Annotated in this window: 29 protein-coding genes, 1 tRNA gene and 2 pseudogenes; 23 read left to right on the top strand and 9 right to left on the bottom strand. The window is 42.5% G+C overall.

The window, feature by feature from the left end:
• Nucleotides 1-42: 42 nt before the first annotated feature.
• Nucleotides 43-600 carry a peptidylprolyl isomerase gene (locus P6910_RS10210; protein WP_317146531.1) on the bottom strand — a complete coding sequence of 186 codons (558 nt, stop codon included), beginning with the start codon at nucleotides 598-600 and terminating at the stop codon, nucleotides 43-45.
• Between the two features lie 286 nt (nucleotides 601-886).
• On the opposite strand from P6910_RS10210, the gene P6910_RS10205 reads away from it, so the two are divergent.
• From P6910_RS10205 to P6910_RS10195, 3 genes are all read left to right on the top strand, one after another.
• Nucleotides 887-963, top strand: a tRNA-Pro gene (locus P6910_RS10205).
• A 214-nt stretch (nucleotides 964-1,177) separates the two neighbouring features.
• Nucleotides 1,178-1,345: a hypothetical protein gene (locus tag P6910_RS10200; RefSeq protein WP_317146155.1), complete on the top strand. Its 168-nt coding sequence runs from the start codon at nucleotides 1,178-1,180 to the stop codon at nucleotides 1,343-1,345.
• A gap of 3 nt (nucleotides 1,346-1,348) precedes the next feature.
• Nucleotides 1,349-1,621, top strand: a complete 273-nt coding sequence (locus P6910_RS10195; protein WP_317146154.1) for a helix-turn-helix domain-containing protein — start codon at nucleotides 1,349-1,351, stop codon at nucleotides 1,619-1,621.
• A gap of 51 nt (nucleotides 1,622-1,672) precedes the next feature.
• On the opposite strand, the gene P6910_RS10190 is transcribed toward P6910_RS10195, so the two are convergent.
• Both P6910_RS10190 and P6910_RS10185 read right to left on the bottom strand, forming a co-directional pair.
• Complete coding sequence (locus P6910_RS10190; protein ID WP_317146153.1) at nucleotides 1,673-1,954, bottom strand: hypothetical protein; 282 nt, start codon at nucleotides 1,952-1,954, stop codon at nucleotides 1,673-1,675.
• Nucleotides 1,955-2,037: 83 nt separating this feature from the next.
• Nucleotides 2,038-2,786, bottom strand: a protein-coding gene (locus P6910_RS10185) for an IS5 family transposase (RefSeq protein WP_317146152.1) whose coding sequence is annotated in 2 segments (ribosomal slippage) — nucleotides 2,038-2,462 and nucleotides 2,462-2,786 — 750 coding nt in all. Because the reading frame shifts where the segments join, the coding sequence is not laid out codon by codon here.
• An 807-nt stretch (nucleotides 2,787-3,593) separates the two neighbouring features.
• Here P6910_RS10185 and P6910_RS10180 point away from each other — a divergent pair.
• The 13 genes from P6910_RS10180 (at nucleotide 3,594) to P6910_RS10125 (ending at nucleotide 15,592) form a co-directional block, all read left to right on the top strand.
• The gene (locus P6910_RS10180) at nucleotides 3,594-4,373 is read left to right on the top strand and encodes an ABC transporter permease (RefSeq protein WP_317146151.1); all 780 of its coding nucleotides are present in this window, start codon (nucleotides 3,594-3,596) and stop codon (nucleotides 4,371-4,373) included.
• Entirely contained in the window at nucleotides 4,370-5,023 is a 654-nt protein-coding gene (locus tag P6910_RS10175; protein ID WP_317146150.1) for an ABC transporter ATP-binding protein, read from the top strand. The genes P6910_RS10180 and P6910_RS10175 overlap by 4 nt, the downstream gene beginning before the upstream one ends.
• Nucleotides 5,001-6,296, top strand: coding sequence for a hypothetical protein (locus P6910_RS10170; RefSeq protein ID WP_317146149.1), 1,296 nt, complete (start codon nucleotides 5,001-5,003; stop codon nucleotides 6,294-6,296). The genes P6910_RS10175 and P6910_RS10170 overlap by 23 nt, the downstream gene beginning before the upstream one ends.
• 58 nt (nucleotides 6,297-6,354) lie before the next feature.
• Nucleotides 6,355-7,992 (top strand): polysaccharide biosynthesis/export family protein, encoded by a 1,638-nt coding sequence (locus P6910_RS10165; protein WP_317146148.1) that lies wholly within the window; start codon nucleotides 6,355-6,357, stop codon nucleotides 7,990-7,992.
• Between the two features lie 35 nt (nucleotides 7,993-8,027).
• On the top strand, nucleotides 8,028-8,516 hold the full coding sequence (locus P6910_RS10160) for a nucleotidyltransferase substrate binding protein (protein WP_317146147.1): 489 nt from the start codon (nucleotides 8,028-8,030) through the stop codon (nucleotides 8,514-8,516).
• Nucleotides 8,513-8,824, top strand: a complete 312-nt coding sequence (locus P6910_RS10155) for a nucleotidyltransferase domain-containing protein (protein ID WP_317146146.1) — start codon at nucleotides 8,513-8,515, stop codon at nucleotides 8,822-8,824. The genes P6910_RS10160 and P6910_RS10155 overlap by 4 nt, the downstream gene beginning before the upstream one ends.
• A 99-nt stretch (nucleotides 8,825-8,923) precedes the next feature.
• Nucleotides 8,924-9,418, top strand: coding sequence for a hypothetical protein (locus P6910_RS10150; RefSeq protein ID WP_317146145.1), 495 nt, complete (start codon nucleotides 8,924-8,926; stop codon nucleotides 9,416-9,418).
• Nucleotides 9,419-9,453: 35 nt separating this feature from the next.
• Nucleotides 9,454-9,627 (top strand): nucleotidyltransferase domain-containing protein, encoded by a 174-nt coding sequence (locus tag P6910_RS26780; RefSeq protein WP_410493896.1) that lies wholly within the window; start codon nucleotides 9,454-9,456, stop codon nucleotides 9,625-9,627.
• A gap of 198 nt (nucleotides 9,628-9,825) precedes the next feature.
• On the top strand, nucleotides 9,826-10,047 hold the full coding sequence (locus tag P6910_RS10145) for a hypothetical protein (RefSeq protein WP_317146144.1): 222 nt from the start codon (nucleotides 9,826-9,828) through the stop codon (nucleotides 10,045-10,047).
• 299 nt (nucleotides 10,048-10,346) lie between these two features.
• Complete coding sequence (locus P6910_RS10140; protein WP_317146143.1) at nucleotides 10,347-12,215, top strand: glycosyltransferase; 1,869 nt, start codon at nucleotides 10,347-10,349, stop codon at nucleotides 12,213-12,215.
• On the top strand, nucleotides 12,202-13,188 hold the full coding sequence (locus P6910_RS10135) for a hypothetical protein (RefSeq protein WP_317146142.1): 987 nt from the start codon (nucleotides 12,202-12,204) through the stop codon (nucleotides 13,186-13,188). Before P6910_RS10140 ends, P6910_RS10135 begins: the two co-directional genes overlap by 14 nt.
• A 67-nt stretch (nucleotides 13,189-13,255) precedes the next feature.
• On the top strand, nucleotides 13,256-13,819 hold the full coding sequence (locus P6910_RS10130; RefSeq protein WP_317146141.1) for a hypothetical protein: 564 nt from the start codon (nucleotides 13,256-13,258) through the stop codon (nucleotides 13,817-13,819).
• On the top strand, nucleotides 13,820-15,592 hold the full coding sequence (locus P6910_RS10125; protein ID WP_317146140.1) for a polysaccharide pyruvyl transferase family protein: 1,773 nt from the start codon (nucleotides 13,820-13,822) through the stop codon (nucleotides 15,590-15,592).
• Nucleotides 15,593-15,618: 26 nt separating this feature from the next.
• Here the strand turns inward: P6910_RS10125 and P6910_RS26775 are convergent, their stop codons facing one another.
• The 4 genes and pseudogenes from P6910_RS26775 to P6910_RS10110 all read right to left on the bottom strand — a co-directional run bounded on the left by P6910_RS26775 (nucleotide 15,619) and on the right by P6910_RS10110 (nucleotide 16,809).
• The gene (locus tag P6910_RS26775) at nucleotides 15,619-15,852 is read right to left on the bottom strand and encodes a transposase (RefSeq protein WP_410493895.1); all 234 of its coding nucleotides are present in this window, start codon (nucleotides 15,850-15,852) and stop codon (nucleotides 15,619-15,621) included.
• Nucleotides 15,804-15,932: pseudogene (locus tag P6910_RS26770) on the bottom strand (hypothetical protein); the annotation flags it as partial. The gene P6910_RS26775 and the pseudogene P6910_RS26770, both read right to left, overlap by 49 nt.
• Nucleotides 15,933-16,081: 149 nt before the next feature.
• Nucleotides 16,082-16,324 (bottom strand): ISAs1 family transposase, encoded by a 243-nt coding sequence (locus P6910_RS10115; protein WP_317146139.1) that lies wholly within the window; start codon nucleotides 16,322-16,324, stop codon nucleotides 16,082-16,084.
• Nucleotides 16,321-16,809 (bottom strand): ISAs1 family transposase, encoded by a 489-nt coding sequence (locus tag P6910_RS10110; protein ID WP_317146530.1) that lies wholly within the window; start codon nucleotides 16,807-16,809, stop codon nucleotides 16,321-16,323. The genes P6910_RS10115 and P6910_RS10110 overlap by 4 nt, the downstream gene beginning before the upstream one ends.
• A gap of 104 nt (nucleotides 16,810-16,913) precedes the next feature.
• On the opposite strand from P6910_RS10110, the pseudogene P6910_RS10105 reads away from it, so the two are divergent.
• The 4 genes and pseudogenes from P6910_RS10105 to P6910_RS10090 all read left to right on the top strand — a co-directional run bounded on the left by P6910_RS10105 (nucleotide 16,914) and on the right by P6910_RS10090 (nucleotide 20,167).
• A pseudogene (locus P6910_RS10105) lies at nucleotides 16,914-18,050 on the top strand (ISAs1 family transposase).
• A 20-nt stretch (nucleotides 18,051-18,070) separates the two neighbouring features.
• Nucleotides 18,071-18,328, top strand: a complete 258-nt coding sequence (locus P6910_RS10100; protein ID WP_317146138.1) for an HAD hydrolase family protein — start codon at nucleotides 18,071-18,073, stop codon at nucleotides 18,326-18,328.
• Nucleotides 18,329-18,401: 73 nt separating this feature from the next.
• Complete coding sequence (gene kdsB, locus P6910_RS10095; protein WP_317146137.1) at nucleotides 18,402-19,175, top strand: 3-deoxy-manno-octulosonate cytidylyltransferase; 774 nt, start codon at nucleotides 18,402-18,404, stop codon at nucleotides 19,173-19,175.
• A gap of 38 nt (nucleotides 19,176-19,213) precedes the next feature.
• Nucleotides 19,214-20,167, top strand: coding sequence for a KpsF/GutQ family sugar-phosphate isomerase (locus P6910_RS10090; protein WP_317146136.1), 954 nt, complete (start codon nucleotides 19,214-19,216; stop codon nucleotides 20,165-20,167).
• 524 nt (nucleotides 20,168-20,691) lie between these two features.
• On the opposite strand, the gene P6910_RS10085 is transcribed toward P6910_RS10090, so the two are convergent.
• Both P6910_RS10085 and P6910_RS10080 read right to left on the bottom strand, forming a co-directional pair.
• A protein-coding gene (locus P6910_RS10085) for an IS630 family transposase (protein WP_317141894.1) occupies nucleotides 20,692-21,824 on the bottom strand; the annotation gives its coding sequence in 2 pieces (ribosomal slippage) (nucleotides 20,692-21,404 and nucleotides 21,404-21,824; 1,134 coding nt in all).
• 79 nt (nucleotides 21,825-21,903) lie between these two features.
• The gene (locus P6910_RS10080; RefSeq protein ID WP_317146135.1) at nucleotides 21,904-22,092 is read right to left on the bottom strand and encodes a hypothetical protein; all 189 of its coding nucleotides are present in this window, start codon (nucleotides 22,090-22,092) and stop codon (nucleotides 21,904-21,906) included.
• Between the two features lie 120 nt (nucleotides 22,093-22,212).
• Here P6910_RS10080 and P6910_RS26765 point away from each other — a divergent pair, with 120 nt between their 5' ends.
• The 3 genes from P6910_RS26765 (at nucleotide 22,213) to P6910_RS10070 (ending at nucleotide 23,077) form a co-directional block, all read left to right on the top strand.
• Complete coding sequence (locus tag P6910_RS26765; protein ID WP_410493894.1) at nucleotides 22,213-22,476, top strand: DUF4160 domain-containing protein; 264 nt, start codon at nucleotides 22,213-22,215, stop codon at nucleotides 22,474-22,476.
• Between the two features lie 128 nt (nucleotides 22,477-22,604).
• A complete protein-coding gene (locus P6910_RS10075) occupies nucleotides 22,605-22,772 on the top strand; it encodes a type II toxin-antitoxin system RelE/ParE family toxin (protein WP_317146134.1) in 168 nt (55 codons plus the stop codon).
• Nucleotides 22,772-23,077, top strand: coding sequence for a HigA family addiction module antitoxin (locus P6910_RS10070; protein WP_317146133.1), 306 nt, complete (start codon nucleotides 22,772-22,774; stop codon nucleotides 23,075-23,077). The genes P6910_RS10075 and P6910_RS10070 overlap by 1 nt, the downstream gene beginning before the upstream one ends.
• Nucleotides 23,078-23,331 lie beyond the last annotated feature (254 nt).

Here is a 23,331-nt window from a genome sequence, read left to right as displayed (position 1 = left end):
TGATAGTTATTGAGGTAACAGCGACGCTTATAGCTGTTTTACTTAATTGGGGGCCGTTTTGACTCTTTCAACTGCCAGAATGGTGACCGGGTCAACAGGAACATTTGCGTGAGGCCCTCTATTCCCGGTTTCCACGGAAGCTATGGAATCCATAACCTCGTCACCTTTAATCACCTCTCCAAACACCGCATAGCCCGGACGACCCGGACGATTATTCAAAAAATCATTATTAACGAGATTAATGAAGAACTGAGAGGTGGCGCTGTCCGGATTAGAGGTTCTTGCCATAGCGATAGTGCCACGACTGTTTCGAAGATCGTTACCAGACTCATTCGTAATAGGTGCATCCGTCGGCTTTTGACTCATATCTGCGGTCATACCACCGCCCTGGATCATAAAGCCAGGCATCACTCTGTGAAAAACCAGACCTTCATAGAACCCCTTGTCTACGTAAGTGAGAAAGTTCTCTACGGTGACGGGAGCCTTCTCTGGATTCAGGCGAATCGTCATATCACCTTTACTGGTCTTGATCACCACATCAACAGGCTGCACAGCTTCTGAAGCCGGTTTATCCGGAGCGGTTGTTTTTTGCTCTGCCATCAGCTGACTGGCAAAAAGTAAAAAAGATAGCGTCAGAACCCTTTTGATTGCATTTAACACTGGCGTTACCCATAAGAAAGATGATTAAGGACGTTATCCTACTGGATTCATCATTAAGGCTATAGTGCGACACGCAGAAAAAGTAAACATTTCTTCATTTTCTGCACGCTAATCCATAGTTGCCATAGAAGTTGCTACAGAAGTGGCTATAGAAGGAAATCAGACTAAGACTTGCAAATCCGCATTAGAAAGGTAATATACAGCTCCGCCGCACAGAGCGGCACGTCGGAGCGTAGCGCAGCCTGGTAGCGCACCACAATGGGGTTGTGGGGGTCGGAGGTTCGAATCCTCTCGCTCCGACCAGTTATACCAAGGGTTCCAGAGTTTTTTGCCCATTTCATAAAACAGGGCGTGAGCCGTCCGATACCGTTTTTTCACCCTCCTGAATTTTTCTCTTTTGCCCACTCTGAATTTCAAAAACTGTCTATCATGATGACAGATTTCAAAATAATCATTCGCAGGTATGTTCGAAAAAACCGCGCACAATTTTCATTCAGCGAGAATAAAGGACTGAAATATGAGTTATCACTATACAGAGTGTGGTTTATCTTACATTTACCTTGCTGATGGGTACGATATTGAAACCATAGATGGTGAGACTTATGTGGGCGTGAAAGATGTTCACGGTCTTCACCGAATCATTGCCAAATATATTACTGAAAAGAAAACCCCGCTCCTGGGTTAGGACGTGCGATTTTTGAGAATAGAGTGTGGCATGTCTCAGAAAAACATGGCGGAAATATTGGGTGTTGATAGCCAAACAGTCGCTCGCTGGGAGAAGGATCAAATCACTATACCAAGGACCTCGGACGCAGTACTTCGATCCATCTATCTCGAAACCATAAACACGAACAGTAAAATCAGCTTTTTCCTCAACCTTCTTGCACAGAGCGAAGAGGTCCAAGTCATCGAGCAGCTGACGCTCATGGCTGAAAATAATCATTGGTCGTTAGCGATATGACTTGTTCGTACGCTCTAAGGCTCTATTGATCCATGCATGAAAACAAGTTGATTACTTGCTGGCAAGGTTGTTGACGATCTGGACCAACAGCTCTTCAACTTTGTCGAAGCGCCTACTGTGATCCGCCGACTCTTCCTTCACCCATATTTGCTCCCTCAGAATCAAGGCCATTGTGCCTTCAAGGCCAGTGAGTATCTGATCGTGCTCATTAAAGCGCCTGTCCATCTCATTCTTCACCCCGGTGATCTCTTTCTTCACCCCATCCTGCTCCCTGAGAATCAACTTCACAGCAGCTTCAATACCAACAAGCACCTTGTCCCAACGCTCTTCCAATACCGTGACTCTTACCTCAAGACTGACACTACTTACCCTAGGGAGCGTTCTTATCTAACCAGACGATCAATTTACTGACGTTGTCATGCTAACCAGATCATGATGGCTGCTATCTGAAGCATTCCCATATAATTGCGTGCCAAGCGTTCATAGCGAGTTGCAACTCGCCGAAAGTTCTTGAGCTTTTGGAATAGTCGCTCAATTAGATTTCGCTCCTTGTAGATTTCTTTGTCATATTTTCGCTGATCTATCCTATTTCGCTTTGGAGGAATCACTGCTTCAGCACCTGACTTCTTGACCTCGAGGAGGAATGCATTTGAGTCATATCCCTTGTCAGCAAGAACGAAGTCCGCTGAAAACCCCTCTATCAAGGCATTTGCCTGTCCGTACTCTGATGCTTGTCCAGCTGTGAGAATGAAGCGAACAGGATTACCAAGTGCATCCGTCGCAGCGTGGACACTGGTTGTTAAACCTCCCCTTGATTTTCCAACTGCTTCGGCACTGTTATCCGTTTTTTTGGAGCACCGTGTTGATGAACACGGGTGATTGATCCGTCAACCATGAGGTATTCCATATCACAATCCTGACTCAGTTCTTCAAAGACTTGATTCCATATTCCTTTCAAGCTCCAGCGACTGAATCGGTTGTATATATTGTGCCAATCACCGAACTCTTCAGGCATGTCTCTCCAAGGTGCTCCGGTACGAGCAAGCCAGAGAATCGACTCAATGAATAACCTGTTGTCAGCTGTTGGTCCGGGGTCAGAGACTTTACCGGGAAGCATGTCTTTGATCCGATCCCATTGTTCATCTTTGAGTACTGTGCGAGTCATAGCAAACCTAAATGCCATACTCTAGATCACTTTTAGGTGTCTTTCCGGTCAGGTTACTGATGTTTTTATCTGTTCGGTCGGTTGGATAAGAACGCCCCCTAATGGTTTTTTATTCAAGATTTGAACGTAGCAGATAAAAGAAGAGCTGCAACTCAGTTACAAAGAGGGCCTAAAAGCGAGGAAACCAGGGCGAAAGATCACCCAGTGCCGCTGAGCAAAATGACCACAGATATTATCGCACCAAAAGTGCTGATGGATTGCCCGATATTGACGACTCTTTAAACGACACTGACCATGCACCAAGCCTTTCATAGCTGGCTAAGCACCAACATGGCCGCCCAACAAGATAGACGACTATCATTCTTTTCTTATTTTTCCAAGCAGGTATACTACCTATTGCATGAGACATTAGTCCCATATAAATTACAAAAAACATACAAAACCAGACACTTCATGAACAAAATATGCATATAAACAACAGCAACCGAAATACCTGATCCGCCCTAATACCTAGAGCTTATCGCCTTCCTTGTCTTCGCACCCGTACAAGAACATAGCCGCAATAAGCAGTGTAACAAAAACGAAACAATCAAGTGCGACAATACACGATTACTTGAATAAGACACAAAGCTTATAGTACTCAGCCAAATTTCCTAACACGCTGTTTCAGTATATGCGTGCTCGTACCTGTCCTATGACAATTCATGAAGCAAATCTCGAAGGGCGGTAGCGTGCCTGGATATAAATCGATGCAACTCCAAGCTTCAAACCTACTAACGGTCTAGACTGGCTGACCTTATTTTTCTGATGCAATCAAGATCACCTCTACAAATTCAGTATGCTGTACTGCATGCGCTGCTCACACGCGAGCTTAAAACTCGCTTTGGAGCATACAGGCTGGGCATAGCCTGGGCCTTTATTGAACCAGTCCTGCAGATAGCCGTTTTCATGGGGCTGTTTTATTTCGGCGGACGAAGCTCTGTCGGAGGCCTTGAAATCCCCATATTTCTGGCCACCGGTATTGCCCCCTTTCTATATTTCAAGAAAGTCATAACGCAATCATTGAGCGCAGTGAATGCCAACAAAAATCTACTCATATACCGTCAGGTAAGAGTCTTCGACACTTTTTTGAGCCGCTTCATACTTGAATTTATAACATCTTTTGTTGTCTTATCCGGGATAATTCTTATCACCTGGTGGGTTGGTTATGAAGTCAACCTGGTAAACAGTCTGATCATCATGTACGCCTACCTTTTGCTCAGCATCATTGCATTCGGGCTGGGCTTGATCTTCGGCGTTATCAATACGCTTCACCCAGAGCCTGGAAAATTTATACCCGCCCTACTGAGACCGCTCATGTTCATCTCTGGCACGTTCTTCTCCATCAACGAGCTGCCTTCTGCTGCACAGGAAATCTTGCTCTGGAATCCACTGATCCATATTTTTGAATTTATGCGCTCAGGTTTTTCATACGACTATGATACAAGCCTGCTCAGCCTTGAATACGTGGAGATGTGGGCCTTAACAACGTTAACTTTAGGCCTTCTGATGCTCCGGGCCAACTGGCGCAGGATGCTGACACAGTGATCACTTTCAATAACGTCACCAAGTATTATCCGACTCCCAAAGGCCGCCACTACATACTCAAAGATGTTGACCTTGTTTTACCAGGTGATAAAAACATCGGAGTGTTTGGAGCAAACGGAAGTGGTAAATCTACTCTAATGCAACTGCTGGCTGGTGTCGACCAGCCCAATAAGGGCAGCATTAAAATAGAAGGCAATGTCTCATGGCCCCTGGGACTTTCTGGCTACCAAGGCAGTATGACGGGCCGTGAGAACGCTGAATTTATCTGCCGGATCTATGGAAAAGACAAAGATGAGATCAAGGATAAGATCGAATACATCAAAAACTTTTCTGAACTAAATGACTTTTTCGAAATGCCTCTCAAAAGCTACTCTTCCGGAATGAGATCCAAATTCTCATTTGCAGTCTGCATGGCTTTTGACTTTGACTACTATCTGATTGATGAACTTACAGCCGTAGGTGACAAGCGATTCAGAGAAAAATGTCGCAAAACCTTTGATGCCAAAAAAGGGATAGCCAATTTTCTTTTTGTCTCACACAACATTAATGAGCTAAAGCGGCAATGCGACATTGGCATTTATATAAAAGACGGCTCTATCCATGTGCATAACAGCATAGATGATGCCATTGCCGCCTATAACTCCATGTAATTTACCTGACCCTCTCGATATGCCAGACACTATTCAAGCACCGCCTCAAACACCGCCTAATGAAGAAAAACCAGCCAGCAAAAGCGAATCACTTCGAACTCCAGAACAGCTCAAGAAACCTGTTACTCCAGCATACACCATCAAGAAAAAGCTAAAACAGCTTAACCTTGCTCATAAGCTCAAGTCAGCACTTCTGACTCATCAAACCGGACAGTGGTTTACTGCTATTGTTCTTATTCCCTGGGCACTTTGTGCAATATACTTTACCCTGATCGCTTCGGATCGATATGTGTCCGAAGCCAGCTTTCTTATTGAGCGAAGTGACTCAGGCGGCGGCTCTATTGAAGGCCTCAGTCTGTTTGGCGTAATCCCACAAGCCAGCAATGACCAGAAGATTCTGGAGACCTTTATACAGTCGCCCGATATGCTGGAGCACCTGGATCAAAAGCTTTCATTGAAACAGCATTACATTGAATCTGCTGACTGGATCTCCAGACTCACACCATCTGCCAGTCAGGAAGATTTTCTCGACTTTTATCGCAGCCATATCAATGTGCGATACAACGATACCAATGGCATGCTGGATATGGAAGTTCAAGGATTTGAGCCCGAATACACCAAAAAAGTCACCGACCTGATCCTTTTAAAGAGTGAGAGCTTTGTTAATGACATCAGTCACAACCTGGCCAATGAACAATTAACCTTTGTACGTTCCGAAGTCGAGCGGGCTGAACAAAGACTGAAGGACTTCACACGAAGGTTGTTAAACTTCCAGAACAAAACCGGATTACTGAGCGTCGAAGAACAGGGAGCTGCACTAAGCGGCATAATGAATGAACTTCAGGCTGAACTGATCAGAAGCCAGACCGAGTTACAGACCCTGACGTCTTACCTGAACGAAAACTCCGCTCAAGTCATTGCATTAAAACAACGGATCAGTGCACTTCAATCCCAGATCACCACAGAAAAGGACAAGCTGGTCGATAGTGAAGCTACTTCGCTGAACGAACTTGCTGCACAACAACAAGAGTTACAACTGGATCTGGAGTTGGCTACTCAGGCCTATACATCGGCACTGGTTGCCCTGGAAACGACACGCACAGAGGCAAGCCGTAAATTAAAGCAGCTGGTCGTCGTCAGCAGTCCATATCAGGCGCAAGATGCCAAGTACCCCAGAGTGGCCTACTCCCTTATAAACATACTGCTGATTTTGCTGATGATATTTGCTCTGGCTCGAATGATTCGCGCCACTATCCATGAGCATCGTGATTGACGAAGGATCAAGACAACAGCATCGTTAAAGCATTCCTGATTTCCCAGACTATGAATTTATGAAACTACAACTCACTTCATCAACAGCCGCACTCATGCTGAGTATGGCTGCTTACGCAAACACACCGATCCCCGAATCCACTGAAACGGAAACAGTGGGCCCGGAACTGGTTGAAACCGTCACACAACGTCCGGTATTCGGTCAAAATTTATTTGAAGGTTTCAAACAGGCTGAGTTTAAAGGCTTCAACCCTGAGTACACGCTAGCCATTGGCGATAGAGTGACCCTACAAATGTGGGGTGCCTATGAAGTGGCTGTAGAACTTACGGTTGATGCACAAGGCAATGTCTTTATCCCACAAGTAGGGCCTGTAAAGCTGCAAGGTGTTGCCAACAAAGACCTGAACCAGGTTATCGAGAAAAAAGTTCGCAGTGTTTACCAAAAAAATGTCAACGTATACTCCAGCCTGAATGCAGCAGAACCGGTTAAACTGTTTGTGACCGGCTTTGTACAATCACCCGGCCTTTATGGCGGCTTTTCATCGGATTCAATACTGGCCTTTCTGGCAAAGTCCGGTGGTATACGTCCAGAGTCTGGTAGTTATCTGAACGTTGAGCTAAAACGCAACGGCAAGACCCGAGCCATTTTTAACCTCTATGAGTTTCTTCTCACTGGCACCATTGAACAGGTTCAACTGGGCGATGGTGATACTCTGGTTGTCAACACACGACAAGGGGTAGCGGCGTTTGATGGACTGGTTGAAAACCCGGTTCAAATTGAATTCGCCAACGGCCAGACGGCTTTGAAAGACGCTCTGGATATGGTCGGTGTATTACCCGAAGCCACCCACGTTCGGATTGCCAGAAACCAGATGGCCAAGCGCAACGTGGAATACCTGCCTATTGCCAAAACAGCTGACGTGCAACTCCAGAGTGGCGATGAAGTGACGGTTGTTTCTGACAAAATGCCCGGAACCATCAGCGTTTCCGTCGAGGGTGAACACAATGGTCAGGCCGTTTATATCCTTCCCTATGGCAGCACCATCAAAGATCTAATGGCCCGCCTCTCCCCCAACGACCGCTCCAATATCGAAGCGATGCAGCTCTTCAGAGAGTCTGTAGCAGAACGCCAAAAAGCCATGCTCGATGTACAGTTAAAACAGCTTGAACAAGCGGCACTTTCAGCACGAAGCAAAAGCATAGGTGAAGCAAACCTTAGAAAAGCCGATGCAGAATCAATCCTTCAGTTTGTAGAGAGAGCCCGACAGGCAAAACCACGTGGTCAGGTGTTGTTAGGCCAGAATAAGACCCGCATGGAAGTGCTACTGAAAGATCAGGATAGAATCGTTATTCCTAATAAAACCGTTCTGGTTCAGGTGCATGGTGAAGTTATGTTCCCCAATGCCATGGTCTTTGACAATGGCAAAACCATAGCGGATTACGTTTCTGCAGCAGGGGGCTACTCTCAAAAAGCGGATCAATCCCGTGTTCTGATACTGCATAGTGACGGTACTATTTCACGAATTGAGTATAACGATGGCTGGTTTAGCAGCGGTTTGGCCAAATACGACGTCAGGCCCGGCGATGAAATTCTGGTTATGCCACAAGTTGATGAGAAAACCATGCAGTACACCAGTGATCTTATGCAGGTTATTTATCAGGTGGCTATGAGTACGGCTGTGGTGCTCAGCTTGTAGGGTTGGAATAGACCGGCTCCCGCAGGAGCCATCATTTGAACTATTCTTGCTCAACACCTGAAACTATTAACAGTGGTAGGTTTCTTGAGTTGGAATGTATGGACAAAGAGCAAGATATTTGCTGGAAGCAGCAATTTGATAACTACCAGCGCGCCCTGAGCCGATTGCAGGCAGCTGTCAGTCTGGCCAACCATCGTGTGTTGAGTGAGCTTGAAAAACTGGGTTTGATCAAAGTCTTTGAGTTTACCCATGAGTTGGCCTGCAATACCCTGAAAGACTTTTTGACTGAGCGGGGGGCTGAAAAAATATACGGTTCCAGAGACGTCACTCGCCTCGCCTTCAAAGAAGGGCTTATAGACCAGGGTGAAATCTGGATGAGTATGGTTAAAAGCAGAAGCCTGACATCCCATACCTATAAGGAAGAAGTCGCTCAGGAAATCTATGAAAACATCATCAACCAGTACTTCTCCGAATTTAGTGCACTGGAGCTGATGTTAAAAAGGCTGAGTGACGATAACTCATGAAATTTGGCTTAAGTGATAAAACCATAGAAGCCATTCAAGACGTATTAAGCCAGCACCGGCAAATCGGGCGCGCCGTTATTTACGGTTCCAGGGCAAAAGGAAATTACCGAACTGGTTCGGATATTGATCTGACCCTGGTGGCTGCAAAAGGTGAAACACTGGATTTAAACCTGCTGATCAAAATTGATGATGCTCTAGATAATCTGCTATTGCCTTACAGTTTTGACCTCTCGATTCTAGCAGGCATTGATAACCCAGCGTTGGTTGAGCATATTCAGAGGGTGGGGCAACTTTTTTATCAGAGATGACTCTCCCGGCCTATCGGGCAATGCTTCGCGCTTAAACTGGTAAGTGGACACTCTTGGCAGCATACTGACTTCAAAGCTTTCTGATCTTTGAGACTTACAATGCCACTCAATACCAAATATCTATCTCTTTTTGAGCAAAATTGGTCTGAATCTCAAATAGCCGTTAAACGCATGGAAGTTTCGCTCAGAAGGCTTGAACAGTACTTTCCATTGACGGCTCTAGCACTCAAGTCGGAAGACGAAGCGCTATTTGAAAAACTTGACGCTTTCAGGGTTCGATTTGCAGGCCTGCAAGACTGTATTGGCAACAAGCTCTTCAGAAACTTGCTACGAGTGGAAGATGAGGAAGGCTTGAATATGGCAGATACGTTATCAAGGATGGAAAAGCGACATATCCTGAGTTCTGCTGAGAGCTGGAGGAAAATGCGTGAGATACGCAATGCATTTTCTCACGACTATCCGGAAGCTGAATCGCAACGGGCTGATGCGCTCAACATGACTTGGGCTATAGCTCCCGAACTGATTAAAATTACCGATCAGATCGAAGCGTACCTAATCAAGCTCCACAATATAAAGTTAGGTGGTGACCATTGAGAATCAGTCCTTAACAGAAAAACGACATCATAGAATTGGTCAGGAAAGAGATCGGCCAGCAGGCCCGGGTCTGGCTTTTTGGCTCTAGGGTCAGAAATAACGCAAGGGGTAGCGATATTGACTTGTTGATTGAAGTCAATGGTTTAAGCAATCCGTTCGGAAAGAAAATTCACCTACATCTGGCTCTTGAAGACCGATGGGGTGAGTAAAAGGTGGTTATTCTGTTTCACGACACACAGTACCCGGAAATATCTATTCATCGAATTGCCAAGCTGGAAGGTGTTCGGTTCGTTTAGAGTCTGGTATTGACTCCGCTTTGAAATTACTTTCTTGCAAGGGTTTGAGATAACTCGAGAAATAGGCCATGGCCGTACAGAAAGCCGGTTGTTTTTTTTGTTAGTGATATCTTGGATGAGTTTGTGAATTTTTCCCTTGACTGGCTGGGTTTAAAAACCTTGGGAATAGCAATGTCAGCTCGAGAAATTGAGAGTGAGCTGGTGAGCCTGGATGATATCTGCATTAGCTATTACATCAGCTTTAAAGAGTTAATGGCTGAGGTATCGATGAACCCAGTCGTGAACATTGGCGCATCAAGAATAAGATTCAATGGAAACTTGTCAGTACGATGAGAGAAGACGAGTGTCATATCCGAAGAAATGATGGAGCAGAAATTTTGACAGGCTTTGGACATATCACAGTCAATCTGCTGGACAATAGCAAAACATTCAAAGTAGGCCTGAAGAGTAAACGAAAGAAAGCAGCAATGAGTACACGCTATCTGCTTGAAGTCAATACTGGGCAGGCACTTTCATGATTTGTCAGTGTTTATCAGGTAACTATGAGTCTGCGGTTGCTCTGAGCCTTTAATGTCCGTTTTGACAGGCGTTAAAAGCCTACAGCGCATTTAGTTAGCAATGGTAGTGTAGCAATGTATGTGTTTGTTGACCCTTTTGCCAGAGAGAATAGTGGTGTTAGTAAATATATTGAAAACTGTTTAGATCTTGCTTTAAATTTTGAGACCAGAGTCGTGGCAAGAATGAAAGATGAAAAGATATCTTGCTTTAGAGAAAGGGTCGCTGAATTCTATGAAGAAAATAGAAAAAAAATATTCATTATAGAAGCCCCTGAAACCTTACACGCATCAGCGAAGATTCATGACAGCTCTAAGTTACATATAAGACTGCATGGTAGTAAGAGCATTGGAAATTATTGCCAAGGGTTAAAGATTGATCCTTCTGTATATGATGAAAGAAAGGAGATCAATAGAGCAAATTTTATAAGTGCTCCTTCAAGCTATGCCGCATCTGTTTCACAAAAGATAATAGGATTCAAACGGGATATCTATGTTTACCCCAACCCATTAGAAAGTTTTCAGAACAAAACTGGAAATAGTAAGATATATTTTCTAGGCCGCGGCGAATGGCTTAAAGGAATTGGATTTCTTCGCAACATTATTGAAAATTTGTCAGAAGATCTCTATTTACTTGGTGATGAAAAGCTATTTGATTTTTATAATACCGAGCTAAAAAAATATGGAAATGTTAAATTTGAAGGCAACAATAAAAAATTTGGTTTTACTGATATAATTATTATACCAAGCCTCTTTGAGACATTTTCAATGGTTGCTGGAGAAGCATTATCTAGAGGAACTACTGTCGTATGCTGGAAAAACTTAGGTGTTACAGAGTGGGTGAAAGAACCAGTACTGCTATCATCAGAACCATGGAACAGTAATGATTTTGTAAAAAAAATAACCGAAAGCCATCATAAAGCAAGAAAATGCGACTTTGATTTGGCAGTTAAATCAATTAATAGGTACTTTGTCAGCGGTTTTGAAAGTGCTGCACTGGGTACACTCCCACCAAAAACAATCGATTTTGACACCTTGGAAATAAACAGGCTTCATATGGAAAAAAGATCTAGCAGGAAGCTGAAAAAGCTTATGAGAGATCCAGCATCATTTTTTAGAGATTCTAGATTTTTACCATTTTTTCTGAGAGAAGGCATTAAAAAAAAAGGTAAAAAAAAAGCAAAAGAAAATAATAGAAAAAATAGTAATCAGGATTGGAGAACACTACTTATATTTGATGGTAAACATAAGGCTGATATAGAAAGTCTCGTTTTTTTATTGCAGGAAGTAGCTCATGATTTTTCACCTTTAGGAAGGGAAAATTTATCAATTCTTAACATCCAAGAATCGATAGGAAGCTTTGATGATTTTTACAAGAAATACTTTGATTATTTAAGTGATTTTAGTTTTATATTTGTATTTACATCTAGGGAAAGATTAATACATCATATAGTCTCTTTAGTTAATAATAGGGACGTTATTTGGGTTACAAATGGGTATGCCAATTTAGATTTTCAACTTCAGGTTTCTGCGGTAATAATATTGGATTCTTTATCTAAGTCACTTCCAGAAGATTTGCCACGCTTAATATCTACAGATAAAGATGGATTTGCTATGACGGCTAGGCGCTTACTTCAGGAGCTTGGACCTAGAGATATAGATTATTTTTTACCAATAATGAATGCGTATGAATTTGATTTTGAAATTTCAAAAAAAAATGATAGCGGATCAAAAGTGATATTGGAGTTAACTACTGATATTAATAGTAACTTTAATGATCATGCCACCCTGTGTAATGAGCTAGCAATACGAACAAAAAAACTGATGGTTACAGAGTCCATTTTATACAGATACAAAAATTTATTGACAGATATTAATAAAGCTAAATTAGCTAAGTTTTTATTATCTGCAACAAAAAATGGTGTATTTATAGATGTCAGAATATAAAGTTGTGCATCTAAGTCCCACCCCGCTGGTGGGGGCTCCAGCTAAAATAAGTAAAACTCTTTGTGATATTGGAATTAATTCATCATGTGTTATTTTAAGGGACTACCCTCCTCATAGTGGACTTTCTAACTTTTTTATTAGTCATGCCACTTTGGCAAATGATAGTTTTGACGAAATTATGGCCAAGTGTGAGTGTGCAGACATAATTCATATTCATAACGACATACCCCAGAGTCTGGCAAAGAAATTATTTACTCTGAACCATAAAATATTTATTTATCAAGTACACTCCCCACTAAGAGAAGGGCCTTTGTACTATGAACGTTCTAAGTACCTAGGGCTTGACTTCTCAAAAAAACTAGTAGTCGCACAGTATCAACCACGATTGTATCCAAATTATACATTGGTGCCAAATATAACTTTATACCAACCATGTGTGACATACAGAAAAGTAGGTGAACCTCTAAAGGTAATGTTTAGCCCCTCCCATAAAAGAGGTGGTCGCTGGAATATCAAGGTATGTAGCAGGACTGAAAGAGCAATCGAAGCTGTTTCTTCAAGAAATGATGTTGAAGTGTTGTTTTTAAATAAACCTGAGCACCCAAACAAACTATTCAAAGCTAGATGTTTAGCTCATGTAACAATTGATGAAGTATTAACTGGTGCATATCACCAGGTTAGCTTGGAAGGCTTATGTGCAGGGAATATTGTTTTTAATCGTGCGGATTATTTTTCAAAGATTAGCTTAAGAAATGTAGCTGGCTCTGAAAACTGCCCACCATTTATTTACACTGAACCCAAGTCGTTAGAAAGTAACCTAATAATGTTTGCAGAGAACGTTGAATTAACAAATGCGCTAAAGAGGGAGTCGAAAGATTATTATTCTACTCACTTATTGCCAAATAAACTAATCGGTAAGTATGTTGAGATTTATCAAGAAGTATTCGAAAAATCACATAAAAGATCTCATTAATAAAGAATACGGTAAAAGATGTTTTGTACTGTGTAACGGGCCGTCAATATTAGACCATGATTTAAACATGCTTAATCAAGAGTTGGTTATAGGAATGAATGCAACAACTCTTCTTGAAGCTAATTACAATTTTCTCCAAAGCTATTACGTCGTTTCTGATGGTAGATTTATATCAAATCCTTCAAAAAACAGCTCCTGCTTTGATTTATTAAACCCTTCAACCAAAAGGATTTTACGTAGTGACTTAAGCATTCATGATGATAAATTTTATCAGGATAAAACGTTTTATGTTAGGCCATTAGAGCGTGATGGATTTTCGTTTGATCTTGCTATTGGTTTTTATTATGGATGTACAACAACTCTTTTAGCGATTCAAACTGCCGTATATCTAGGTTGCAAAGATATTTATTTGCTTGGTTTAGACTTGAATTATGGTCTTGGGGGGGAAAGATTTTACAAAGAAGAATCACCACAACTCGAAGACTCAAGAGTAAGTGTACAAATTAAAAACATTTTTGATGCCTTTGTTTTATTAAAAGATAGAGGCGTTAATTTATGGCATTGTAACAAGAAATCCTTTATTTCACCTTATGTCCCATATATTAATTTCTGTGAAGTGACGAAAGTATAAATGATTAAGCCGGTTATTGTTTCTTTTTGCGCAGGTGACGAATATTATTTTGAAGCTGCAGAGCATTTAAAAAAGCGTTGTGATGAATTAGGTTTTCAACACTCAATTGTTTCCATTGATATTGAGGAAGGAACTGATTGGGCAAAGATTTGCAGATTAAAAAGTAAATTTTATTATGATAAGCTTAGAGAACTGAGAAAGCCTATTTTATGGATAGATGTGGATAGTGACATCAAATACATACCAGAGTTTTTATGCTCAGGCAATGTTGATTTCTCTGCTTTTTATAGAGGCTTTAAAGATGTAAGCTCCTTTAATCCAATTGAGTTTGCAAGAACATGGGCTCCATCATTTTTATATTTTTCATATTCGGATGGTGGCTTGAAATTGACAGAAGAAATTTACAAGGCAGAACAAAACTATCAGGGTAACGCAACTGATGACTATTTCCTTGAAGAGGGGTGGAAAGCTATAGGTAGTGAGATTGTAGCTCTTCCAATTCCTCGTAAATTTCTTTCTGTGAATGGTGATAATGATGATGCAGCATTCTTTTTTGGGGATTCAGGCAATGTTAAGGATTTCAAAAGCCTTGTTGATCAGCATGAGAATTCAAAAAAATCAAACTTTGTAGCAAAGACAATTCTTGGATGGATAAAGAGATCAAAAAATATCAATCATAACAAAATGCTCTTTCAAAAAGTAAAACACTTGAATGCAACCGATCTTGATATTTTGCTTGACCTAGCTAAGATAGGCACCAGCCTTATTCCAAAAGATGCTCTCCAGCTCGCAATTAAAGCAGCATACCTATATCCTAGGAAATATGAATCACGCCTCTTAATGTCAAATATTTTTATTAAAATGGGTCGACAAAAAGATGCTTTAGATGTGTTAAAAGAATTAACATTATGTGAGTACGAAGACTGGAGAAACTTGGCCCGTTCAAAGCTTGTTGATTTGGAGAGAGAAGTTCGTGCTAAAAACTTAGTTGCTCAAGGTGAAAAAAGAGTTAAATTGTGGTGGGCTAAAACCCCATATCCTGGAAATTGGGGAGATATATTAAACCCTTACTTAATTGAAAAGATGACCGGTATTCCACCTGTTTTTGTTGAAAGGGGTAAAGGTACTTTAGCAATTGGTAGTGTAATAAAATGGGCCCAAAATGGATGCCATGTGTGGGGATCTGGTACTTCTAGACGACCAGAGAAACTAAATCCAAATGCAATTTATCATTCAGTAAGAGGTCCACTAACACGAGCTGAAGTCTTAAGAAATGGTGGTTACTGCCCAGCAGTATATGGTGACCCTGCTTTACTTTTACCCCTGTTCTACAACCCGAATGTAAAGAAAAAGTATAAACTTGGTTATATCCCACACTATCAACATCGAGCAATTAATTTCCCTGGTGATGCAAAGGTTATAGATATACTATCTGTTTCAGATCAAGATATTGAACGTTTCATCAATGAAGTGCTTGAGTGTAAATATATAATATCATCTTCCTTGCATGGAATAATTATTGCCAATGCCTATGGAATACCTGCACAGTGGGTTACAGTATCGCAATCTGAAACACAAGTTCATGGTGATAATACTAAATTTGATGATTATTTCTTAGGTGCAGGCCTCCCAGTTCAAAAAGTAATTGATCTTTCTGAGGTTGGAAGTATTGATAGTAAACACTTTATTAAAAAGATGCCTAAAACGGTGAATATAAAGTTTGATAGAGATGCGCTTCTGTCTGCATTTCCATATCAAGAGCTGCTGAAGTAATAAATAACATTCATATTTATAAACTATCACCCTATAGAATAATGCGCCAGTTTTTTATCTGGCGCATTATTCCTATTTTTGCCTCGGCAGTAAAATCTGTAGGTCATTTCTGATTCCGGCAGGTTACCCATTGTATGATATAAAGCGATTTCTGCACATCTATAGGTTCTGAAACCATACGATTTTCTCGTAGTGAGTTTTATCTTGGTGTTCAGACCTTCCACAATTCCGCTGGAAAATGCTTTTTTGTCTTGAACCAATTCAGGATCAGTGGCGTGTCTCGCCGAACAGTTTTAGCTACTTTCTTCATAGGCTCTATCTTTGACCACATGACTCTTGTACACCACCGGTCCTAGGGAAAAATCATGAAACCCCGCACCCAGCAAGGACTTCAGACAGGTATTGTGTGCTCATGGCTGCCTTTTTCTGTTTACGCTTCAAGCCCGCTTTAAAGGATTTGTTATTGTTCAACATATTAACTGCCATATGTCAAAAACCTGTGAGCATTTCAGCGGCATTGCCCCTTCTGATTCGACAATCATCTTCTCGCATTACTACAACATCCATTTTCCAATGGAGTTTATTTTCGATCGCCCAATGCTCTCTTGCAGCATGTGAAAATTCTTCTGCTGTTAACTCCGCAGAGGAGATATAATAACGCACACTGATATCATCAGCATTGAACACTTTATCTTCCATTCTGGCAGAGAAAATAATCCCGAGTGTTTTCATTCCTTTCCAATCAAAAGAAAAATTAACGAACTCATCAAAGGTATCAATACTATGTGAAGGCGTGTTTCCATCCTACCATGGCTTTTCTCTTCGATTCTGAAAGTATCACCATTCCATTGATTCACTTTTTCAACAGAAAAATGTTTCTCAAATGCTTCATAATGCTTACCCTGATTGCCTCTTAACGCTAACAAATAATCAGCGCCTTTACCAACTATTTTCTTGGCAATGTTCCTCTGACACCCCATGGCGTCTATAGTTATGAGGCAACCACAGATTTCCGGGAGATCAAGCAATTCAGGTATGGCGGTAATCTCGTTACTTTTATCGTTAATTTTAATTTGGCCAAGAACCAATTCGTTTTCAGACGCAAATGCACTCTCCATGTGAATTGCACCTTTGTCCATGCCTTTATCGTAAGAGCCTCTTGCTGTTTTTCCATCAATTGCAATTATCTCACCATTGGTTGTCTGGTGACAGGCCAGGGAAAAATCATGACCCCCCCTGAAATTATTGACCTGTAGCTTATATTTGTTTTCTTTTTAATACGTCTATGGCCTTATAACTCACATCAGGATAAGGCCTCAGCATGAATGCTCACGATTTGATTTCACAACTCTCTATTATCAGTGACCCACGCCAAGCTTGGAAAGTCGGCCACAAGCTGACAGACATCCTTTTTCTGACCACCTGCGCTGTCATTGCTGGCGCAGAAGGCTGGGGTGAAATCGAAGATTTTGGTCATGAACGCCTGGACTGGCTTAAGCAGTATGGTGACTTTGAAGAAGGTATTCCTTCTAATGAAACCATAGCGCGAGTCGTGAATACCATCAGCCCAAGGCAGTTCCAGAAGTGCTTTATTGACTGGATGAATGCCTGTCATAACGTCTCTCAAGGAGACGTTATAGCCATCGACGGCAAGACGCTCGGACGTCCTTACGATAAAGGTAAAAATCGTGGTGCGATTCATAGGGTTAGTGCTTTTTCTGCGGCCAATAACGTGGTGCTGGGGCAGCTTAAAACAGAAGAGAAATCTAATGAAATAACCGCCATCCTTGAACTCCTGAAGCTCTTGGAAATCAAGGGTTGTCTTGCGACACTCGATGCCATGGGATGTCAGCGAGATATAACCCAGGCCATAGTCGAAAAGGAAGCTGACTATCTGCTAGCGGTCAAAGGCAATCAGGGCAAGCTTGAAAAGGCTTTCGATCATCACTTCTCTTTGGAGAAGCTGCACCAATGGCAAGGTGATAGCTATATGACCCGAGAAACCGGGCCATGGTCGCACAGAAAGCCGGATGTATTTTGTCAGTGATATCTTCGATGAGTTTGTAAATTTTCCTTCGACTGGCCGGGTTTAAAAACCCAGGGAATAGCACTGTCATCGAGAGAAATTGAGGGTGAGCTGGTGAGCTTGGATGATGTCTGCATTCGCTACTACATCAGCTCTGCAGAGCTAACGGCTGAGCAATTGGGTAAGGCCAGCCGGGAGCATTGGCACATAGAGAATAAGCTTCACTGGAAACTCGATGTTGCGATGAGAGAAGACGAGTGTCGCATCCGCAGAAATGACGGAGCAGAAATTTTAGCAGGCTTTAGACATATTGCAGTCAATCTACTGAACAACACGAAAACCTTCAAAGCAGGTCTGAAGAGAAAACAAAAGAAAGCGGCTATGAGTATACGCTATCTGGCTGAAGTCCTTGCTGGGCAGGCACTTTCATGATTTTGCCGTAGCTAAAACGTTTGCTTGGCATTGATAACGATGAGGCGGCCTATGTGGGCGACGATGTTTTAGACCTGCCAGTAATGGAACAGGTTGGCTTGGCTATTTCTCCGGCCGATGGCTATAAACAGGTGCGAGATATGGCTCATATTGTCACTGAAGCAAATGGCGGCAAAGGTGTAGTAAGAGAAGTAGCTGATTTATTGATTGGCTCACGTACAGATTTAAAACAGGCATATCACAAGCTTGTATCTCCACAAACTGAAATTACTCAGTAATCGAATCTGATTTATTCCCTATGGCTGGTTCATCAGCCAAGAACAGTTTTAATGTTTTTTCTACGTGAATCAAATGACTCCAAATACATTTAAAGTCGTTATTCCTGCGCGTTTTGGTTCTTCTCGTCTTCCTGGTAAACCACTGCTGGATATAGCCGGTAAGCCAATGATTCAGCACGTTTATGAACGTGCACTGGAAACAGGTGTCAACGCTGACGGCAATATCGTTATTGCTACAGACGATGAAAGAATTCTGGAAGCCTGCCACCAATTTGGTGCTCATGCTGTGATGACTTCCACTGATCATCAATCAGGTACTGACCGTTTGGCAGAGGTTACAGATATTATGGGGTGGGATGATAATACCATCATTGTTAATCTGCAGGGTGATGAACCATTAATGCCCCATGCTCTAATCAGCAAAGTGGCTCAGAACCTTGCAGATAATCCTCAGGCCGGTATTGCAACACTTTCAACTCCAATTACATCAGCGGCTGACTTATTTGACACCAATATTGTAAAAGTAGTAATAAACCAGAATCGACTAGCACTGTATTTCAGTCGAGCTGCGATCCCTTGGGATCGAGATTTATATAGCTCAGACAAGACAAGCTTATCTGTTCCTCAACCTCAAAGACATTTAGGCATGTACGCCTATCGAGCTGCAACACTGCAGCAGCTAGCCCAAAGTCCAACCGCTTCGATTGAAGATCAAGAGGCACTTGAACAACTTAGAGCTCTTTGGCTTGGGATTGGAATACATGTAGAGAGTATTCCCGAGCAACCGGGTCATGGGGTTGATACAGCTGATGATCTGGAACGAGTTCGGGCTGAACTCAACCATTAAAAACTTACTGAGTTTAAATATTAAAGGATTAACAGATAATGACTATTGATATGCGCCAAATAATGGCCAATTCCCTGCGTGAACAAGGTAATGCACTTTTAACACTGAGTGAGCGCGTTGATGACTCTTTTGAACAAGCTGTTCAATTAATGCTTGCCTGCAAAGGCCGAGTCATAATTTCTGGCATGGGTAAATCAGGCCTGATCGGAAAGAAGATAGCAGCAACACTGGCCTCTACAGGCACTATGAGCTTTTTCATGCACCCCGGAGAGGCTTTCCATGGCGACTTGGGCATGATTCGTTTTGATGAAAGAGCTGATGCCATTGTTTTAATTTCATACAGCGGTGAAACTGATGAAGTGCTAAAGCTGATTCCTTCACTGAAAAGCTTTGATACCAAGATTATTGCGATTACCGGCGGGAAGAATTCAACACTGGCAAAAAATGCTGATGTTGTGTTGGATGGTTCTGTTAAAGAAGAAGTTTGCCCAAACAATCTGGCACCTACTACTTCAACAACAGTGGCAATCGCTATTGGTGATGCGTTAGCCGTCGCCCTGATTAAAGCTCGTAACTTCCAGCCTCAGGACTTTGCAAAGTTCCATCCCGGGGGTAGTTTGGGTCGTCGACTCCTGACTCGTGTAAAAGATGTCATGCAAAAAGATCGCTTACCCTTTGTGACGATATCAACTCCAGTCAACGATGTTATTTTAACTATGACTGAAACCCGCTCTGGCATGGCTATTGTCATGGATGACACCAATAATCTGGCTGGAGTCATTACAGATGGTGATTTGCGACGTTATATGACAACCCATGAAAACCTTCTTGGTTTAAAAGCTAACGACTTAATGAGCCAGAACCCTGTGTGTATATCGGAGAATGCTATGCTTTCTGAGGCAGAAAATGCCATGAAAGCCAGTCATGTAAAATGTCTTGTCGCAACTGCTGATGACAATAAGATTGTTGGTTTAATTGACTGGGCAGTTTAAGATAAACAAGTCGATTTTAAATTCACTTAAATCGGCTTATTTACTTTCAATTAAAAACACAGAAAATATAATCAACCAAAATCGACACATCACACAAGCTACTTCCTTACTGACCTTCATTTCTTTTTATCAATGCCATTCCTGATAGCCGCTCACTCTAAATAAATCAATAAGATTTATTTTTTTCTCAATAAAGAAATATAAAATATCATAAAGCCATAAATTAATTACCTTATCGGCTCGCAAACCCTGACACAGCAGGACATATTGCAGTCAATCTACTGAACAATACGAAAACCTTCAAAACAGGCCTGAAGAGAATATAAAAGAAAGCGGCTATTAGCACAGGCTCTCTCGCTGAAGTCAAAACTGTGGAGACACCTTCATTATTTGCCGCGTGTCACGCCTCAGTAAAACTTGACAGATCTCAACACGCACATACAGTGTACATACGATTAAATTTGAATGATATCAAACTAAAAACCGATCTAACCGAAAAAAGCACGGGATCTCCTCCTAGTACATCACTCCGATTTGATCGTCGGGTAAAGCTTCTTGAGTTTTACCCGAGCATCCTCGGTCGTAAATCGCCATTCCATTTTGCTTTCTACACCATTACGCTGGGACTCCCACGCTTCAATCTCTGATTTCAGTGCGGCCTGATCGGGTATGCGTCTACTTAAACACTGACGACTGAGAATACTCAATTCAATCTCTGCCATGTTGAGCCAGCTTCCATGCTTGGGTGTATAGATGATTTCCAACTTACTGGCCAACCGATGAGCCTCTCCTGGTTCAAAGGCTTTATAAAGAGATGCAGGTGTATGTGTGTTCAGGTTATCCATGACAAGACGGATGACATCAGCTTTTGGGAAGTGAACATCAACCAGCTGTTTGATCTGGTGAGCCCAGTCGCAGGCAGTTCGGCTATCAGTCACCTCGATATGTCGCCAACCTTCCAGTGGCGCAAAAAACATGAAGAGAGAACTCACACCATTGCGCTCATACTCATTGTCATATTTTAGGGGTTGGCCAGGCTTCATAGGGAGTGGAGTCCTGACCTCCAAAGTATGCTGCTTACTGCTCTCATCCATACAGATCAGTGGTCGATTCGGATCATGTGGTTGTTGATAAACATCCAAAACACGTTCCATAGCGCAAACAAATTCTGCGTTTGCTTTTTTTGGAATACACCACTCCTTTTTCTGCCAAGGCTTCAACTCGTTTTTTTTAACTCTCGGCCAATGGTTTGATGCGAGATGGAATTGACATGCTCCAACTCAACCATACGGTCAGCGAGAAGCTGTAGCGTCCAGCGGCTATGACCTTCTGGTGGTGTTGAGCAAGCCAGAGCTGTCAATGCCGCCTGCTGCTCCCCCTGGAGTTTTCTTGGGCGGGCAATGCCATTGAACTTGCTATTAACAGCAATATCCAGCCCTTCAAGTACACAGCGTTTGCGTGTTCTCTGAACCGTTTTCGTTGAAACACCACAGGTTTGGCTGGTCTGGAGCTCCGTCAGTTTTGGCCCGTTTTCATCGAGACACAGGAGGATCTGGGCATGAATACGTTTATGCTTGGCCACCTTGGTCTGGTGAATGAGGTCTTTTAATTGCTGCTGTTCGTCTATGGACAGGCGGATACGGTATTGAGCTGGCATAGGTCACCCTGATCTGAATCAGGGAGAAGAATGCCAGAATGGAAAATTCCGGCATTGCTGCAGGACAAAGAAACTGGAGTTATGTACTAGGAGGCAAAAAGTATATTTTATGGTCACTGAGCCCCGCCCTGAAGAGGGTGTCGCAAAACTCCAACAGCTCGTTCCCACGCTCTGAGGTCGTCATTCCCGCGAAGGCGGGAATGACGAGAATGAAGCCGGGAATGACGGTAGTCAACTCGTTCCCACGCTGGAGAGAGTTTCGCGACACCCTCTTAAGGGGGGGGGATTTCAATAAGGAGATTGGGCCATTTCTTTCATTGTGTGGAGTTGTAAGCCCCCCACAGTTGACCAATCTAGCTTTGGAGGCAATTATATAGGCTTTTAGCTGATGTTAATTGTGATGCCTGTGATCTCTTCTTTTTTTGGAATTTACATCAGAATGTATCATGATGACCATCCACCACCACATATCCATGCTGAGTACCAAGGTCACGAGTCTTTGGTGTGTATTAATGAAGATACAGTTCTCAATGGCTATATTCAAAAGCTGATCCCGCGAAACTGGAAAGAGAAATTCGGGGTCAATCCGTTAACATCCGACCATCCGAAAAGATGTAACCATCTGAAGAACAGCCGTGAACTTAACCGTTGAGTTGAGTTCAAAAACACTGCTGAAAACGGATCACCTCAAACCGATGGAAGAAGGTCATTGGAAAGCGGATTTAACAATGATTACTAGTTGCACAACAGGGAACTCGTAGATCGTCTGGTTTTTTTTGATTGCAACAAAAAACCATTGATGACATGGATAGGCCGGGCTATCGCCTCCATCTATTGAAGAGCGACCGTGAAGGACTTTGGGCCGTGGGCGTATCAGGTAACTGGCGCATTGTGTTTGAATTTAAAGACGGAGATGCCTACATCGTGAACTATGAGGATTACCACTGATGGCTATACAACCATTTGACCCACCTCACCCGGGGGCATTGATCTACCGTACCTACATTGAACCGTTCACCTCAATGACTGCTAACAGAATTGCCGACCAACTGGGCGTGGCCAGAAGTACTTTCAGTCGTTTGTTGAATGAAAAAGCGGGTGTTTCACCGGAAATGGCCATTCGATTGTCCGAAGTACTGGGTGGTTCTGCTGAAAGCTGGATGACACTTCAGGAAAGCTTTGACTTGTGGAAAGCCAGGCAAGTGGTCGATACAGCAAACCTTGAACGCATTGATTTTAATCAGGTAGCGTAGCGGATGAGAAGAAAGCGGGGTCAGATCTTGATTCTTGACATCGTTTAACTCTGTTCTATTCTGGATTCCTCCCTGCCTTTTTGATTGACTTGGATGTGTCGTAATTATTGGGTTGTAATTTATCGGTGATAACTTGAGAGTGAACTGGTGAGCCTGAATGATGTCTGCCTTCACTACTACATCAGCTCTGAAGAGCTAACTGCTGAACAATTGGTGAGGCCATCAGGGAATATTGGCACATCGAGAATAAGCTT

Origin of the sequence: Endozoicomonas sp. 8E (assembly GCF_032883915.1) — a bacterium.
Classification (GTDB): Bacteria; Pseudomonadota; Gammaproteobacteria; order Pseudomonadales; family Endozoicomonadaceae; genus Endozoicomonas_A.
Note: the sequence above shows the minus strand (reverse complement) of the source record. Positions and strands in the feature narration are given on the sequence as shown.

Coding starts and splice junctions, on each gene's coding strand:
- P6910_RS10210 (WP_317146531.1), bottom strand. CDS start 600: ATGGCAGAGCAAAAAACAACCGCTCCGGATAAACCGGCTTCAGAAGCT.
- P6910_RS10200 (WP_317146155.1), top strand. CDS start 1,178: ATGAGTTATCACTATACAGAGTGTGGTTTATCTTACATTTACCTTGCT.
- P6910_RS10180 (WP_317146151.1), top strand. CDS start 3,594: ATGCAATCAAGATCACCTCTACAAATTCAGTATGCTGTACTGCATGCG.
- P6910_RS10165 (WP_317146148.1), top strand. CDS start 6,355: ATGAAACTACAACTCACTTCATCAACAGCCGCACTCATGCTGAGTATG.
- P6910_RS10155 (WP_317146146.1), top strand. CDS start 8,513: ATGAAATTTGGCTTAAGTGATAAAACCATAGAAGCCATTCAAGACGTA.
- P6910_RS10150 (WP_317146145.1), top strand. CDS start 8,924: ATGCCACTCAATACCAAATATCTATCTCTTTTTGAGCAAAATTGGTCT.
- P6910_RS10140 (WP_317146143.1), top strand. CDS start 10,347: ATGTATGTGTTTGTTGACCCTTTTGCCAGAGAGAATAGTGGTGTTAGT.
- P6910_RS10135 (WP_317146142.1), top strand. CDS start 12,202: ATGTCAGAATATAAAGTTGTGCATCTAAGTCCCACCCCGCTGGTGGGG.
- P6910_RS10130 (WP_317146141.1), top strand. CDS start 13,256: ATGCTTAATCAAGAGTTGGTTATAGGAATGAATGCAACAACTCTTCTT.
- P6910_RS10125 (WP_317146140.1), top strand. CDS start 13,820: ATGATTAAGCCGGTTATTGTTTCTTTTTGCGCAGGTGACGAATATTAT.
- P6910_RS10115 (WP_317146139.1), bottom strand. CDS start 16,324: ATGAAAACACTCGGGATTATTTTCTCTGCCAGAATGGAAGATAAAGTG.
- kdsB (WP_317146137.1), top strand. CDS start 18,402: ATGACTCCAAATACATTTAAAGTCGTTATTCCTGCGCGTTTTGGTTCT.
- P6910_RS10090 (WP_317146136.1), top strand. CDS start 19,214: ATGACTATTGATATGCGCCAAATAATGGCCAATTCCCTGCGTGAACAA.
- P6910_RS26765 (WP_410493894.1), top strand. CDS start 22,213: ATGTTAATTGTGATGCCTGTGATCTCTTCTTTTTTTGGAATTTACATC.
- P6910_RS10070 (WP_317146133.1), top strand. CDS start 22,772: ATGGCTATACAACCATTTGACCCACCTCACCCGGGGGCATTGATCTAC.